This is a genomic window from Saccharothrix sp., assembly GCF_031180885.1.
Classification (GTDB): Bacteria; Actinomycetota; Actinomycetes; order Mycobacteriales; family Pseudonocardiaceae; genus Actinosynnema.
On sequence record NZ_JAPSLK010000051.1, the window covers coordinates 30,271 to 44,155 of the forward strand.

16 protein-coding genes are annotated in these 13,885 nt (G+C 72.0%); 6 read left to right on the plus strand and 10 right to left on the minus strand.

Translation table 11 applies throughout. From position 1 onward, the window contains the following. Positions 1-88: 88 nt before the first annotated feature. From nadC to nadA, 3 genes are read right to left on the minus strand one after another with little or no spacing between them, the layout of a single operon-like run. On the minus strand, positions 89-919 hold the full coding sequence (gene nadC / locus RIN75_RS34980; protein WP_309116369.1) for a carboxylating nicotinate-nucleotide diphosphorylase: 831 nt from the start codon (positions 917-919) through the stop codon (positions 89-91). Continuing rightward, on the minus strand, positions 916-2,535 hold the full coding sequence (locus tag RIN75_RS34985) for an L-aspartate oxidase (protein ID WP_309116370.1): 1,620 nt from the start codon (positions 2,533-2,535) through the stop codon (positions 916-918). The genes nadC and RIN75_RS34985 overlap by 4 nt, the downstream gene beginning before the upstream one ends. Continuing rightward, a complete protein-coding gene (nadA, locus tag RIN75_RS34990; RefSeq protein ID WP_309116371.1) occupies positions 2,532-3,551 on the minus strand; it encodes a quinolinate synthase NadA in 1,020 nt (339 codons plus the stop codon). The genes RIN75_RS34985 and nadA overlap by 4 nt, the downstream gene beginning before the upstream one ends. Positions 3,552-3,615: 64 nt before the next feature. On the opposite strand from nadA, the gene RIN75_RS34995 reads away from it, so the two are divergent. The 4 genes from RIN75_RS34995 to RIN75_RS35010 all read left to right on the plus strand — a co-directional run bounded on the left by RIN75_RS34995 (position 3,616) and on the right by RIN75_RS35010 (position 7,335). Next, positions 3,616-4,305 (plus strand): NUDIX domain-containing protein, encoded by a 690-nt coding sequence (locus tag RIN75_RS34995; RefSeq protein ID WP_309116372.1) that lies wholly within the window; start codon positions 3,616-3,618, stop codon positions 4,303-4,305. After that, complete coding sequence (locus RIN75_RS35000; protein ID WP_309116373.1) at positions 4,302-4,970, plus strand: LON peptidase substrate-binding domain-containing protein; 669 nt, start codon at positions 4,302-4,304, stop codon at positions 4,968-4,970. Before RIN75_RS34995 ends, RIN75_RS35000 begins: the two co-directional genes overlap by 4 nt. 299 nt (positions 4,971-5,269) lie before the next feature. Further along, a complete protein-coding gene (locus RIN75_RS35005) occupies positions 5,270-6,586 on the plus strand; it encodes an MFS transporter (RefSeq protein WP_309116374.1) in 1,317 nt (438 codons plus the stop codon). Next, positions 6,583-7,335, plus strand: a complete 753-nt coding sequence (locus RIN75_RS35010) for a putative hydro-lyase (protein ID WP_309116375.1) — start codon at positions 6,583-6,585, stop codon at positions 7,333-7,335. The genes RIN75_RS35005 and RIN75_RS35010 overlap by 4 nt, the downstream gene beginning before the upstream one ends. On the opposite strand, the gene RIN75_RS35015 is transcribed toward RIN75_RS35010, so the two are convergent. The 4 genes from RIN75_RS35015 to bioD form a co-directional block, all read right to left on the minus strand. Next, positions 7,332-7,922, minus strand: a complete 591-nt coding sequence (locus tag RIN75_RS35015) for a DUF2567 domain-containing protein (RefSeq protein WP_375296061.1) — start codon at positions 7,920-7,922, stop codon at positions 7,332-7,334. The two genes, RIN75_RS35010 and RIN75_RS35015, sit on opposite strands and share 4 nt — an antisense overlap. 78 nt (positions 7,923-8,000) lie before the next feature. Continuing rightward, entirely contained in the window at positions 8,001-8,195 is a 195-nt protein-coding gene (locus RIN75_RS35020) for a hypothetical protein (protein WP_309116377.1), read from the minus strand. Further along, complete coding sequence (gene bioB, locus RIN75_RS35025) at positions 8,195-9,211, minus strand: biotin synthase BioB (protein ID WP_309116378.1); 1,017 nt, start codon at positions 9,209-9,211, stop codon at positions 8,195-8,197. Before bioB ends, RIN75_RS35020 begins: the two co-directional genes overlap by 1 nt. A 93-nt stretch (positions 9,212-9,304) precedes the next feature. After that, on the minus strand, positions 9,305-10,021 hold the full coding sequence (bioD, locus tag RIN75_RS35030) for a dethiobiotin synthase (protein WP_309116379.1): 717 nt from the start codon (positions 10,019-10,021) through the stop codon (positions 9,305-9,307). Positions 10,022-10,081: 60 nt separating this feature from the next. Here bioD and RIN75_RS35035 point away from each other — a divergent pair, with 60 nt between their 5' ends. Together RIN75_RS35035 and RIN75_RS35040 are read left to right on the plus strand one after the other, a co-directional pair. Next, complete coding sequence (locus RIN75_RS35035; RefSeq protein WP_309116380.1) at positions 10,082-10,321, plus strand: glutaredoxin family protein; 240 nt, start codon at positions 10,082-10,084, stop codon at positions 10,319-10,321. Next, positions 10,321-10,944 (plus strand): hypothetical protein, encoded by a 624-nt coding sequence (locus tag RIN75_RS35040; RefSeq protein WP_309116381.1) that lies wholly within the window; start codon positions 10,321-10,323, stop codon positions 10,942-10,944. Before RIN75_RS35035 ends, RIN75_RS35040 begins: the two co-directional genes overlap by 1 nt. A 118-nt stretch (positions 10,945-11,062) precedes the next feature. Here the strand turns inward: RIN75_RS35040 and RIN75_RS35045 are convergent, their stop codons facing one another. From RIN75_RS35045 to RIN75_RS35055, 3 genes are all read right to left on the minus strand, one after another. Continuing rightward, on the minus strand, positions 11,063-12,322 hold the full coding sequence (locus RIN75_RS35045) for an adenosylmethionine--8-amino-7-oxononanoate transaminase (protein ID WP_309116382.1): 1,260 nt from the start codon (positions 12,320-12,322) through the stop codon (positions 11,063-11,065). Beyond that, positions 12,309-13,532: a cytochrome P450 gene (locus tag RIN75_RS35050; protein WP_309116383.1), complete on the minus strand. Its 1,224-nt coding sequence runs from the start codon at positions 13,530-13,532 to the stop codon at positions 12,309-12,311. The genes RIN75_RS35045 and RIN75_RS35050 overlap by 14 nt, the downstream gene beginning before the upstream one ends. 77 nt (positions 13,533-13,609) lie before the next feature. After that, on the minus strand, positions 13,610-13,861 hold the full coding sequence (locus RIN75_RS35055) for a hypothetical protein (RefSeq protein WP_309116384.1): 252 nt from the start codon (positions 13,859-13,861) through the stop codon (positions 13,610-13,612). Positions 13,862-13,885: the final 24 nt, after the last annotated feature.

The following is a 13,885-nucleotide window of genomic DNA, read 5'->3' on the forward strand; positions in this document are numbered from 1 at the left end:
GCCACCCGCCATCAGCTTCCAGACCCGCTCAACGCAGACCCGCTCAACGCAGGCCGGCCCAGCGCGGGCCGGCGCAACTCAGGCCGGCTCAGCGCAGGTCCATGCCCAGGTCGAGGGCCGGGGCCGAGTGGGTCAGGCCGCCCACCGCCAGGTAGTCCACGCCGGTCTCGGCGTAAGCCCGGGCCACGTCCAGGGTCAGCCCGCCGGAGGCCTCCAGTGCGACGCCCCCTGCCCGACGCACCGCCTCCACGCACTCGGCGACGCTGAAGTTGTCCAGCAGCACCAGTTCCGCGCCCTCGGCGATGGCCTCGTCCAACTGCGCCAACGAGTCCACCTCGACCTCGCACGCCAGGTGCGGCGCATGCGCCCGGACGGCGGCCATCGCCGCGCGCATCGAACCCGCGGCTTGGACGTGGTTGTCCTTGATCAGCACCGCGTCCCCGAGGCCCATCCGGTGGTTGACGCCGCCTCCACAACGCACGGCGTACTTCTCCAGCAGCCGCAAGCCCGGGAGGGTCTTGCGGGAGTCCCGGATCTTCGCCTTGGTGCCCTCGACCTCGTCCACCCACGCGGCGGTGAGCGTGGCGATGCCGGACAGGTGGCACAGCAGGTTCAACGCGGTGCGCTCGGCGGTCAGCAGCCCGCGCACAGGCCCCCGCACGACCAGCGCGGGCTCGCCGGGCACCGCCTTGTCGCCGTCCTGCGCGCGGTCCAGCACCTCGACGTCCAGGACCTCCTCGAACACCGCGACCGCCACCGGGATGCCCGCGAGCACACCGGCCTTGCGCGGGGTCAGTTCGGCGACGGCCACGGCGTCGGCGGGCACGGTGGCCTCCGTCGTCGCGTCCGGGCCGTAGCGCAGGTCTTCGGCCAGCGCCGTCGTGATGACGCGGCGCACGTCGTCCATGTCGAGTGTCATGCCACCGTCCTCGCGGTCGTGACGGGGTCGGCCAGCACCGGCTGGCCGGACGGGGTGAGCCGGACGACCTGGCTGCGCAGCCAGTTCACGTCGTCCCGCTGCGGGAAGTCGGTGCGGACGTGGCAGCCGCGGGACTCGGTGCGCTCGGCCGCCGCGGCGATGAGCGCCCGCGCGGCCACGGTGAGCGCCGCGTCCTCCACCAGTTCCCGGGTGTCCAGCCGTCGGTCCACAGTGGACAGGTCGAGCACCGAGCCGACGACGGCCAGGCCCTCGGCGTCCCGCCCGATCGCCGCGTACCGGCTCATGACGCGCTGCAACGCGTCCCGGTCCGCGACCGGCGCCACCGGTAGTTCGGCGGTGCCTGTGCACTTCGCCTGCAGGCCCAATGCCAGGTCGCTCGCCACCGCCTCGGCGGCGCGGGTGCCGACCACCAGACCTTCGAGCAAGCTGTTGGACGCCAACCGGTTCGCGCCGTGCAACCCCGTCCGCGCCACCTCGCCCGCCGCGTACAGGCCGGTCACCCCGGTCCGTCCGTCCACATCGGACACCACGCCGCCGCACGCGAAGTGCGCCGCCGGGGCGACCGGGATGGGGGCGGTGGCCGGGTCGATCCCCGCCGCGACGCACGCCGCGTGCACCGTCGGGAACCGCCGGGCGAAGTCGGAGATGCTGGTGGCGTCAAGGAAGACGTGGTCGTCGATGCCGCCGGGGCCGCCCGCCATGTGCCGGGTGATGGCCGCCGCCACGACGTCGCGCGGCGCCAGGTCCTCCAGCGGGTGGACGCCGCGCATCACGCGCGCGCCGGTCGCGTCGACCAGCACCGCGCCCTCGCCGCGCACCGCCTCGGTGACCAGCGGGCACCGGCCGCGCGCGCCGCGCCCGGTGTAGAGGACGGTCGGGTGGAACTGCACGAACTCGACGTCCGCCGCCACCGCGCCGGCCCGCAGGGCGAGCGCGAGCCCGTCGCCGGTGGCCACCTCCGGGTTGGAGGTCGCCTGGTAGAGCTGCCCGAGGCCGCCGCTGGCCAGCAGCACGGCGGGTGCGGTCAGCACACCCGGCACACCGCCGCCGTCCAGCACCAGCAGGCCGCACACCTGGCCCAGCGGGGTGCGCACCGCGTCCACCGCGATGTGGTTCTCCAGCACGGGGACCCGACCGTCGCGGGCCGCCGCGAGCAACGCCCGCTCGACCTCGGCACCGGTCGCGTCGCCGCCGGCGTGCACCACGCGGAACGCGCTGTGCCCGCCTTCACGGGTCCGCGCGAGCCGACCGTCCACACCGGAGTCGAACACCGCGCCGCGTTCACGAAGCCGCGCCACGGCCGCCGGTCCACCCGCGATGATCGCCCGCACGGCGTCCTCGTCGCACAACCCCGCGCCGGCCACCAGGGTGTCGCGGACGTGCGCCTCGACGGTGTCGCCCTCGTCGTGCTCACCGGGCAGCACGACGGCCACGCCGCCCTGCGCCCACCGGGTGTTGCCGTCACCCTGCTCGGCCTTGGTGACCACGAGGACTCGAAGTCCCAGCTCACGCGCGCGCAACGCGGCCGTCAGCCCCGCGACGCCCGTGCCGACCACCACGAGGTCGGCCCGCGCCTCCCACACCGGGGTGGTCACTCGCCGCCGCCGGGCTGCCCGATCTCGATCATCCGCTGCACGGCGCCCTGCGCGCGCTCGGCGGTGTCGAGGTCGACGAACACCTCGTCCTTGCCCTCGCGCAGGCAGCGCAGGAGGGCCGCCGGGGTGATCATCTTCATGTACCGGCACGAGGCCCGGTCGTTCACCGCGCGGAAGTCGATCTCCGGCGCGGCGCGGCGCAGCTGGTGCAGCATGCCGACCTCGGTCGCCACCAGCACCGACTTCGCGCTCGTGCGGCGGGCGGCGGTGATCATGTCGCCGGTCGAGAGGATCTTGACCTTCTCCGCCGGGACGGTGCCCTCGCCCGCCAGGTACAGCGCCGAGGTGGCGCAGCCGCACTCCGGGTGGATGAACAGGTCCGCGTCCGGGTTCGCCGCCGCGCGCTCGGCCAGCTCGGGGCCGTTGATGCCCGCGTGGACGTGGCACTCGCCCGCCCAGATGTGCAGGTTGTCCCGGCCGGTCTCGCGCTTGACGTGCGCGCCGAGGAACTGGTCGGGCAGGAACAGGACCTCGCGGTCGGCCGGGATGGACCGCACGACGTCCACCGCGTTCGAGGACGTGCAGCAGATGTCGGTCTCCGCCTTCACCTCGGCGGTCGTGTTCACGTAGGACACCACGACCGCGCCCGGGTGCTCGGCCTTCCAGGCGCGCAGCTGCTCGCCGGTGATCGAGTCGGCCAGCGAGCAGCCGGCGCGCTCGTCCGGGATGAGGACGGTCTTGTGCGGGGCCAGGATCTTCGCGGTCTCGGCCATGAAGTGCACGCCGCAGAACACGATGGTCGACGCGTCGCTCGCGGCCGCGATGCGGCTGAGCGCCAGCGAGTCGCCGGTGTGGTGGGCGATGTCCTGGATCTCGGGGAGCTGGTAGTTGTGCGCGAGGATCACGGCGTCCTGCTTGCGCGCCAGTTCCAGCACCTCGTCCCGCCACGCGGCGTCCGGCGCGATGCCGTCGTACGCACCGTCGGCGGTTCGCTCCACGTAGGCGGTAGCGACCATCGTGATCCTCCTTGTGCCAGGTTTTCGCCTTCCGGGCGAAAACGTGGCCGATAGTATCAGCCAAGTGGGTCTCGCGGGACATGAGGTACTGGCCGCAGTGCTCCAGGTGAGAGACGGATCACTCCAGGTCATGCTGTGGGAGCGCGCGCGGGAACCGCACGCTCACCGCTGGTCACTGCCCGGTGGCGGGCTCGGCGCCGACGAGGACGTGGAGGCGTCGATCCGCCGCCAGCTCGCGGAGAAGGTGGACGTGAGACAGCTCTCCCACGTGGAGCAGCTCGCCGTTTTCAGCGCGCCGACGCGGGTGCCCGGGCCGCGCGTGGTGGCCACGGCGTTCCTGGGCCTGGTGCCGTCCGACACGGACCCGGTGGTGCCTTCGGACACCGCGTGGCACCCCGTGGACGCCCTGCCCGCGACGGCGTTCGACCACGAGGCGATCATCCTGCGGGCGCGGCACCGGCTGGCGTCCAAACTGTCCTACACGAACCTGGGCTTCGCCCTCGCGCCGCCGTCGTTCACCATCTCGGCGCTGCGGTCGCTGTACTCGGCGGCGCTGGGGTACAAGGTGTCGGCGACCAACCTGCAACGCGTGCTGTCCCGGCGCGGACTGCTGGAGCCGACGGGCGGGGTCGCGCCGGTAGGTCCGTCGGGTGGGCGGCCGGCGGCGCTGTTCCGGTTCGTGTCGCGGGAGATGCGGGTCACCGATCCGTTCGCCGTGCTGCGGCCACCGGCCGGCCGTAGTTTGGGCATGTGACGACGACGCTCCCGCTGTTCCCCCTGGGCACCGTGCTGCTGCCGGGAACGTCGCTGCCGCTGCACGTGTTCGAGCCCAGGTACCGGCAGTTGACCGTGGACCTGGTGACGGGGCAGTTGCCGAACCAGAGCTTCGGCGTGGTCGCGATCCGCCAGGGCTGGGAGGTCGGTCCGGGAAACGCGACCGCGCTGCACACGGTGGGGTGCGAGGCGCTGCTGCACGACGCGAAGCCGTTGCCGGACGGGCGTTTCGACCTGTCGTGCCGGGGCGGGCGGCGGTTCCGGCTGGTGTCGGTGGACACGGAGAGCGCGCCGTACCTGATGGGGACGGTGGAGTGGGTGGCGGACGTGGCGTCGCCGCCGGAGGTGGCGGAGATGCTGCCGTTGCTGGAGGAGCGGGCGCGGGCGGCGTTCAGCCGGTACCGGCGGGCGGCGTTCGAGGACGACCCGGTGGTGGCGGCGGAGGGTGAGGCGCTGGCGTACTCGCTGGCGAACGACTGCCTGTTGACGTTGGAGGACCGGCAGCGGTTGTTGGAGGAGCGGTCGGAGGCGCGGCGGCTGCGGATGGTGCGGCGGGCGATGCACCGGGAGGCCGGCATCATCGCCGCTCTCCACGCGGTCCCAGCCCCTCTGGCCGAACTGGGCCACCTCCCCCACCGCAACTGACCCACCGCAGCCGGCCCGCCGCGCGACCGGACTCCGCCACGCTGACGCCACGCCCGCGCCGCGCTAGCCCGCGCCGCGCTGCCCGCGCCAAAGCCAAGCCCCGCCGCGCCAGGCCAAGCCACGCAGGCCCCGCGCCGCTGTGCCCTACTCACCCAGGCCGAGCCCTGCCCTGGGTTGCGGCCGAGTGTTCGCGTGTTGATTAATCCTATTGCCCCCTAGTGGGATTGTTCAACAATCCTCTAGCGTGTGGGCCAGCGCACACCCCGGAGCACACCCGAGCCTGCGAGGTGAGAGTCGACATGACCAGCCACACCGCCCCAACGGACCCAGCCGGCACCAACAGCAGCGCCACCGACAGCGGGACCAGCGACAACAGCGCCACCGACACCGGTGCCTTCGCCTGGTTCCGGACCCTCGGCACCAAGGGCAAGCGGGCCTTCGTCGGCGCCGCCGGGGGCTGGGGCCTGGACTCCTACGACTTCCAGGTCCTCCCCCTCAGCCTCGTCGCCATCACCGCCTACTTCGGCATCTCCACCGGCCAGGCCGGCCTCCTGACCACCGTCACCCTCCTGGTCAGCGCCCTCGGCGGCGTCATCGCGGGCATCATGGCCGACCGCATCGGCCGCGTCCGCACCCTGATGATCACCGTCATCACCTACGCGGTCTTCACCGTCCTCTGCGGCTTCGCCACCAGCTACGAAACCCTCCTGGTCTTCCGCGCCCTCCAAGGACTCGGCTTCGGCGGCGAGTGGGCGGCGGGCGCGATCCTCGTCGCCGAGTACTGCAAACCCCGCTACCGCGGCCGGGCCGTCGCGTTCGTGCAGAGCAGCTGGGCGGTCGGCTGGGGGCTCGCCGTCGTCGTCTACACGCTCGTCTTCAACCTGTTCCCCCAGGACATCGCCTGGCGCGTCCTGTTCTGGACCGGCGCCCTCCCCGCCGTCCTGATCATCTACCTCCGCCGCAACGTCGAAGACGCCCCGCAGGTCACCGAACGCCGCCAGACCACCAAGGACAAGGGCTCCTTCACCGCCATCTTCAAGCCCGGCACCCTCAAGACCACCTTCTTCGCCGCCCTCCTCGCCACCGGCGTCCAAGGCGGCTACTACACCCTCGCCACCTGGCTGCCCACCTACCTCAAGAAGGAACGCGACCTCACCGTCATCGGCACCGGCGGCTACCTGGCGTTCCTGATCACCGGCGCGTTCATCGGCTACGTCACCGGCGGCTACCTGACCGACCGGCTGGGCCGCAAGAAGACCTTCGCGCTGTTCGCCTTCCTGTCCGCCGTCCTGATCGTCCTCTACACCCAGATCCCCGAAGGCGCGAACACCGTCATCCTGTTCCTCGGCTTCCCGCTCGGGTTCTGCATGTCCGCGATCTTCAGCGGCTTCGGCTCGTTCCTCGCCGAGCTGTACCCGACCGCCCTGCGCGGCACCGGCCAGGGCTTCACCTACAACTTCGGCCGCGCGGTCGGCGCGTTGTTCCCCGCGCTGGTCGGGTTCATGGCGAGCACCATGGGTGTCGGCGGCGCGATGGTGTTCGGGGCGGTCGCGTACGGCATCGCCGTGCTGGCCCTGCTCGGCCTGCCGGAAACCCTCGGAAAGGAACTCGCATGACACCCGAGGAGGTCCGCCGCACGGCCCACGGCCCCACCGCCGGACTCGCCCCGGGCTACGCGCAGGCCAACCTGATCGCCGTCCCCCGGGACTGGGCCTACGACGTGCTCCTGTTCGCCCAGCGCAACCCGAAACCCTGCCCGGTCCTGGACGTCACCGATCCCGGCGTCCGGACCACGGTCCTCGCCGAGCACGCCGACCTGGCCCGGGACATCCCCCGCTACCGGATCTGGGAGCACGGCGAGCTGAAAGTCGAACCCACGGACGCCACCGACCACTGGCGCGACGACCTGGTGGCGTTCCTGATCGGCTGCAGCTTCACCTTCGAGTCAGCCCTGCGCCGGGCCGGCGTCCCCCTCCGGTACGTCGACCAGGGCCGCAACGTCCCGATGTACGTCACGGACCGCGAATGCCGCCCGGCCGGGCGGATCCACGGCCCCCTGGTCGTCAGCATGCGCTACGTCCCCGTCGACCAGGTCCACACCGCCCACGCCACGACCGCCCGGATGCCCGCCGTGCACGGAGCCCCCGTGCACGCGGGCAACCCCCGCGACCTGGGGATCAAGGACCTCGACCACCCCGACTTCGGCGACCCCACCACGCCGGAACCGGGCGATGTGCCGGTGTTCTGGGCATGTGGCGTGACACCTCAAGCGGCCGTGATGGCGTCCAAGCCGCCGTTCGCGATCACGCACGCGCCCGGCCACATGTTCGTCACGGACGTCCGGGACGACCACTACACGATCTAACCGAGACGGCGACCCAAGTCGTCCAAGCCGTTCCACGCGGCCAGACAGCCATAAGCCAGCGCCGTCCCCAACGGCCACGCCAGCACGCCCCACCAGGTCTCCAACACCGGCGCGAGGGCGATCATGTCCCCCACCTTCGGCGGGTTCTCGATCGCGTAACGGCTCGCCGCCGACCCGACCCCGGTCCGCTGCCCCAGGTACGCCGCCAACGCGCCGCCACCCGTGGCCGCCAGCATCACCACGGGGCCCCGGCGCTCCCGGAGCAGCCACACCGCGATCCCGGTCAGCAGCCCCGCCCCCAGGCCGATCAGCACGAACAGCATCAAGCCGTCCAGCCGGTGGTAGCTCTCCCCGGTCACCGGCACCAGGGCGCCGTCCTGTGCCACGACCACGTTCTGCGGCGGCGCGATCCGCGCCCACAGCCAGCCGGCGGGCAGGCCCAGCAGGGCGATCGTGGACAGCACGGCGAAGCCGGGCAGCAGGTCGCGCTTCACCACGACCCGGGGACGTGGGGGCAGGTAGCGGTAGACGAAGACGGGCGGCACGCGCACGGGGGCGGCGCGTTCGTCCACCGGTTGTTCCGCCACCACGCACGCCTCCCCTGCCCCGATGAACCGACGCAGGGGAGGTTACCGCGCGTGCGTACAACCCTCGTGATGGCCGGGTCAAGCCGAGGAGCTGATCTCCCCGTGCCGGCTGCAGGTGGCGGTCCACCCCGACGGCGTCACCTGCACGACCATGCGCCGGGCGCACGCCGAGCAGAACCGGGGCGGGTCGATCACGCGCAGGCGCTTCGTGCACGCGGCGTGGTCGACCTCCTCGAGGCCCTTGCCGCAGTACCCGCAATACACGGCCGTCATCACAGCGTCTTGCTCAGTTCCTTGATCGGCATGGACAGCTCTTCCAGCATGTCCAGGTCCTCCTGCGCCGGGCGGCCCAGGTTGGTCAGGTAGTTGCCCACGATGATCGCGTTGACGCCGCCGAGCATGCCCTGCTTGGCGCCCAGGTCGCCGAAGGTCAGCTCACGGCCGCCCGCGAAGCGCAGGATCGTGCGCGGCAGGGCCAGCCGGAACGCGCCGACGGTCTTGAGCGCCTCGGTGCCCTCGACCACCGGGTAGTTCTCGTAGGGCGTGCCCGGGTTGGGGATGAGGAAGTTCAGCGGCACCTCGTCCGGCTCCAGCGCGGCGAGCTGCACGGCGAACTCCGCGCGCTGCTCCAGCGTCTCGCCCATGCCGATGATGCCGCCGCAGCACACCTCCATGCCCGCCTCGCGCACCATCTTCAGCGTGTCCCACCGCTCCTCCCAGGAGTGGGTGGTGACGACGTTCGGGAAGTGCGAGCGGGCGGTTTCGAGGTTGTGGTTGTAGCGGTGGACACCCATCTCGACCAACTCGTCCACCTGCTCCTGGGTCAGCATCCCCAGCGAGCACGCGATCTGGATGTCGTTGCCGTCCTCGCGGATGGCCTTGATGCCGTCGCGGACCTGCGAGAGCAGCCGCTTGTCCGGGCCGCGCACGGCGGCCACGATGCAGAACTCGGTCGCGCCGGTGTCGCGGGTCTGGCGGGCCGCGCGCACCAGGCCGGGGATGTCCAGCCACGCCGAGCGCACCGGGGACGGGAACTGCCCGGACTGCGAGCAGAAGTGGCAGTCCTCGGGGCAGCCGCCCGTCTTGAGCGACACGATGCCCTCGACCTCGACCTCCGGTCCGCACCAGCGCATCCGGACCTGGTGGGCCAGCTCCAGCAGCTCGGGGATGCGGTCGTCGTCGAGGGAGAGCACGGCGAGCACCTGCTCCTCGGACAGGCCGACACCGCGCTCCAGCACCTGCTCACGGGCAACGCCGAGGACATCGACCTGTTCGGGGGCTGCGGTCACGGTGGTTCTCCCAGGGGTCGTCCGGCGGTGGTCCGGCGGTCAGTCTGCCGCACACCCGCGCCCCCTACCCAGCGACGTACGTCACTGACACGGTCAACAAACGTGTGGCGCGGCGAACTTCTCCGGGTCGAACGTGCCGCCGAACCACGGCGACAGCCCCTCGCGCGCGACGGCCAGGAACTCGTCGCGCCCCAGCCCGGCCGCGCCATCGGGCAGCACGCCCAGCAGCGGCGCGCCGGCCGCCTCGGGCAGGTCGACCAGGTTGCACCGGGCCGCCAGGTCCGGCGCCGCGGGCCACCGCCCGACCACCACGCCCACCGACTCCAGGCCGCGGCGCAGCAGGGCCTCGGCGGTCAACGCGGTCGCGTTCAGGGTGCCCAGGCCGGCCTGCGCGACGACGAGCACGGGTGCGTTGAGCGCCCAGGCGGCGTCGGCGATGGTCGTGCCCTCGTCGTCGAACCGCACCAGCAGCCCGCCCGCGCCCTCGACCAGGACCAGGTCGTGCGACTCGTCCAGCTCGACGGCCGCCGCGGCGACCTCGCTCGGGTGCACGCCGGGCAACCCGGCCCGCCGCGCGGCCGTCGCCGGCGCCAGGGGCTCGGGGTATCGCCGCAGCTCACGGGTGGTGACGGGGCCCGCCAGGCGGACCACCTCGGCCAGGTCACCGGGCTCACCGTCGGCGACCCCGGTCTGCGCGGGCTTAAGCACGGCGACCCGGCGCCCGTCGGCGACCGCGAGGGCGGCCAGGGCGGCGACGGTCACCGTCTTGCCGACCTCGGTGCCGGTACCGGTGATCACGAGGACGCTCACGGGTGCTCACCCTACGACTGCACGCACCGTGACGACCGGCAGCGTTCTACGCTCACCCTCATGGCTGAGATCGTTCTCTATGGTGCGGACTGGTGCGGCGACTGCCGCCGGGCGAAGGCGTGGCTGCGGGAGCACGAAGTGCCCTTCACCGACGTCGACGTCGAGCACGACGACGCCGCCCGGGACAAGGCGATCGAGATCGCGGGCGGGCGCAAGAACATCCCGGTGGTCGTGCTGCCCGACGGCACGGTCCTGGTCGAGCCCACGAACACCCAGTTGGCCGAAGCCATCCGGGTCTGATGGCGAAGAACAGGTCCAACCGGAGCCGCAAGGCCACCGCCAAGCCCGACGCGAAGTCCACCGACTCGAAGACCGCCGACGCGACGCCCAAGCCCAAGAACTGGTTCCAGCGCTTGAGCAAGGCGCAGCAGACCGGGGTGATCGTCGGCGGCACGTTCGCGGCCGTCGGCGGTCACTTCCTGATGTGGGGCGCGGTGATCCCGGCCGTGGGCAGGGTCGTCGGCCGGGTCCCCGTCGTGTCCACGGTGGCGGGCTGGCTGTTCGCGGGCGGGGCGTTCGCGGCGATCGGCGTGCTGCTGATCAACCACGACAACGCGCGGCCCGCCACCCAGAAGCGCCTGAAGCGGGTCGCCGGGGTGTGGGGCGCGGTGGCGTTGCTGTGCATCCCCAGCGGGTTCGCCAACGACGTCGTGCTGCCCACCGACTACTGGGCCGGTGTCTACGCGGGCGCGTACGGCGTGGTGGTGATCCCGGCGGTGTTCGTCGTCGGGGTCCTGCTGCTGGCGCTGGGCGCGAAGCTGTTCAAGCGCGAGAAGGGGCCGACCGAGACCGGTTTCGGGTGGGTCCTGGTCGGCTACAGCTTCCTGCTCCTCGTGTGGGGCTCAACCCTGCTGCGCATGTGACGCTCGGCCGCGTCGGCCTGTCGCGCCGCCTTTTCGGTCGGTCGAAAAGCGCGAACGGCCGAAAAGGCGGCACGATGGGCCGACCTCCAGGCGGCCGAGCCGACCTGCCGGAGGCAGGTCAATTCGACGCAGCCTCGGCGGCTGCCACCACGGCCGCCGAGATCGTCGCCACGTCATCGGGAGTGCTGATGAACGGCGGCATGGTGTAGATCAAGTCCCGGAACGGCCGCAGCCAGACACCGTGATCAACTGCCGCCGCCGTTGCCGCCGCCATGTCCACCGGGTGATCAAGCTGCACAACGCCGATCGCGCCCAGCACCCGCACCTCACCGGGCGCATTCGCCAGTCCGGTCTTCAGACCCGCCTCGATACTCGCCACCTCGGCCCGCCAGTCACGGGACAGCAGCAAGTCGATCGACGCCGAAGCGACCGCCGACGCCAGTGGGTTGCCCATGAACGTCGGCCCGTGGGCCAGCACCGGCACCTCGCCGCGCGAGATCCCGTCCGCCACCCGAGCCGTGCACAAAGTGGCCGCCATGGACAGGTAACCACCGGTCAGGGCCTTGCCGACGCACATCACGTCCGGGCTGATCCCCGCGTGGTCGGCGGCGAACAGCTCGCCGGTCCGGCCGAACCCGGTGGCGATCTCGTCGAAGACCAGCAGCACGTCGTGCGCCAGGGTCAGCTCGCGCAGCACGTGCAGGTAGCGCGGGTCGTGGAAGCGCATGCCGCCCGCGCCCTGCACCACCGGTTCGACGATCACGGCGGCCAGTTCGCCGGCGTGCTCCTCGATCAGCCGCGCCAACTCCTCGACGTACGCGGTCTCCAGGTCGCGCGGCGGCGGGCCGGCGAAGACCTGGTCGGGCAGCACGCCCCGCCACAGCGCGTGCATACCGCCCTCGGGGTCGCACACGGACATCGGCTGGAACGTGTCCCCGTGGTAGCCGCCGCGCCAGGTCAGCAGCCGCCGCTTCTCCGGACGCCCCCGCGACCGCCAGTACTGCAGGCACATCTTGACCGCGACCTCGACCGACACCGAGCCCGAGTCGCACAGGAACACGTGCTCCAGCGGCTCGGGCGTGATGTCGACCAGCTTCTTCACCAGCGCGACGGCGGGTTCGTGGGTCAGCCCGCCGAACATCACGTGGCTCATCCGGCCGAGCTGGTCGCGGACGGCGGCGTCGAGCACCGGGTGCCGGTAGCCGTGGATCGCCGCCCACCACGACGACATGCCGTCGACCAGCTCGCGGCCGTCGTCCAGCCGGAGCCGGACACCCTCCGCCGAGTCGACGACCAGCGGCTGGTGGGTGCCCGGCATCGGGGCGTACGGGTGCCAGACGTGCGCCTGGTCCAACTTCAGCAGCTCAGTGCGCTCCACGGTCCGAGAGGCTAACCGGCAGCGAGTACAGGCCCCGCATCAGCGTGCTCTCGCGCCACCGCAGGGTGTCCGGCTCGGCGGCCAGGCCGATGTCGAACCGGTCCAGCAGCGAGCCCACGGCGATCTCGCCCTCCAGCCGGGCCAGCGGCGCGCCCAGGCAGTAGTGCACGCCGTGCCCGAACGCGAGGTGCCCGCCCGCCGGCCGGGTGATGTCGAAGGTGTCCGCGTCGGGGAACCGCGACCCGTCCCGGTTGGCCGCGACCAGCGACACCAGCACGAAGTGGCCCTCCGGGATGAGCACGTCGCCGACCTGCACGTCCTCCGTGGTGAAGCGGAAGGTCGCCTGGTTGACCGGCCCCTCGTAGCGCAGGAACTCCTCGATCGCGCCGGGCAGCAGGGACCGGTCGGCCCGCAGCTTCTCCAGCTGGTCGGGGTGGCGCAGCAGGTTGAACACGCCGTTGGCGATCAGGTTGACGGTCGTCTCGTGGCCCGCGACCAGCAGCAGGAACGCCATGGAGATCAGCTCGACCTCGTCCAGCCGGTCGTCGTCCTCGGTGGCGTGCACCAGGGCGGAGAAGAAGTCGTCGCCCGGGTCGGCCCGCTTGTCGGCGACCAGGCCCGCGAGGAAGCCCGCCATCGCGGCGCCGGCCTCGTGCATCAGTTCCGGCTGGTTGCCCGCGACGAGGATGTTCGACCAGCGGCGGAAGTCGTCCCGCTGGTCCATCGGGACGTTGAGCAGCTCGCAGATCACCGTGATGGGCAACGGGAACGCGAGCGCCTCGACCAGGTCCACCTCGCCCTGGCCGGCGGCGTCGAGGAGTTCGTCGGTGATCTCCTGGATGCGCGGGCGCAGCGCCTCGACCCGCTTGGGCGTGAACGCCTTGGTGACCAGCTTGCGCAGCCGGGTGTGGTTGGGCGGGTCGGTGTTGAGCATGTGCCGGACCAGGGACTGGTCGAACATCACCGGGTCGCCCTCGCCCGTCCAGTGCCGCGCGGCCAGCTCGTTGGTCCGGGCGTGGTCCTTGGCGAAGCGCGGGTCGGCCAGCACGAAGCGGGCCTCCTCGTAACGGGTGACCAGCCAGACCCGGAGGCCGCGCGGCAACACGATCCGCGTCGCGGCGGACTCCTCGCGAAGGCGCGCGTGCACGCTGTGCGGGTCCTCGAAGTACTCCTCGCCGATGATCAGCGGACCCGTCGCAGTCTCCCCCATGGTGCAACCCTTCCGTTGAGTTAACTCTGTTTACTCAACGCGCGTGGAGTTCGGGGAGTGCCCACTTCGTCGCAATGTCACTCGAACGGCCTAGCGGCTCGGCTGATCAAGTTCGGCGAGGCTCGTGCCGGGCACGCCGGGTCGCCGAGTTCCTGGCCCAGTGTGAGTGCGTGTTGGAGGTGCGCGATGGCCTCGGTGCGGCGCGCCGGCCGGAAGCAGGCGGTGCTGATGAGGCGGTGCGTGCACGCCCGGGCGTCGCCGTCACCGAGCCGCTCGGCGACAGCCAGGGCAGTCTCGTGCGTCCCGGTGCGCAGGTGGAAGTCCAGCACCCGGTGGAGCGCCGCCCGCCCGCG

Excerpts from the sequence above, each read along its gene's own strand:
- RIN75_RS35020 (WP_309116377.1), bottom strand. The coding sequence starts at position 8,195 with ATGACGGCCGTGTATTGCGGGTACTGCGGCAAGGGCCTCGAGGAGGTC.
- nadA (WP_309116371.1), bottom strand. The coding sequence starts at position 3,551 with ATGGTCGCTACCGCCTACGTGGAGCGAACCGCCGACGGTGCGTACGAC.
- RIN75_RS35040 (WP_309116381.1), top strand. The coding sequence starts at position 10,321 with ATGGCGAAGAACAGGTCCAACCGGAGCCGCAAGGCCACCGCCAAGCCC.
- RIN75_RS35010 (WP_309116375.1), top strand. The coding sequence starts at position 6,583 with ATGACACCCGAGGAGGTCCGCCGCACGGCCCACGGCCCCACCGCCGGA.
- RIN75_RS35035 (WP_309116380.1), top strand. The coding sequence starts at position 10,082 with ATGGCTGAGATCGTTCTCTATGGTGCGGACTGGTGCGGCGACTGCCGC.
- RIN75_RS35005 (WP_309116374.1), top strand. The coding sequence starts at position 5,270 with ATGACCAGCCACACCGCCCCAACGGACCCAGCCGGCACCAACAGCAGC.
- RIN75_RS35050 (WP_309116383.1), bottom strand. The coding sequence starts at position 13,532 with ATGGGGGAGACTGCGACGGGTCCGCTGATCATCGGCGAGGAGTACTTC.
- nadC (WP_309116369.1), bottom strand. The coding sequence starts at position 919 with ATGACACTCGACATGGACGACGTGCGCCGCGTCATCACGACGGCGCTG.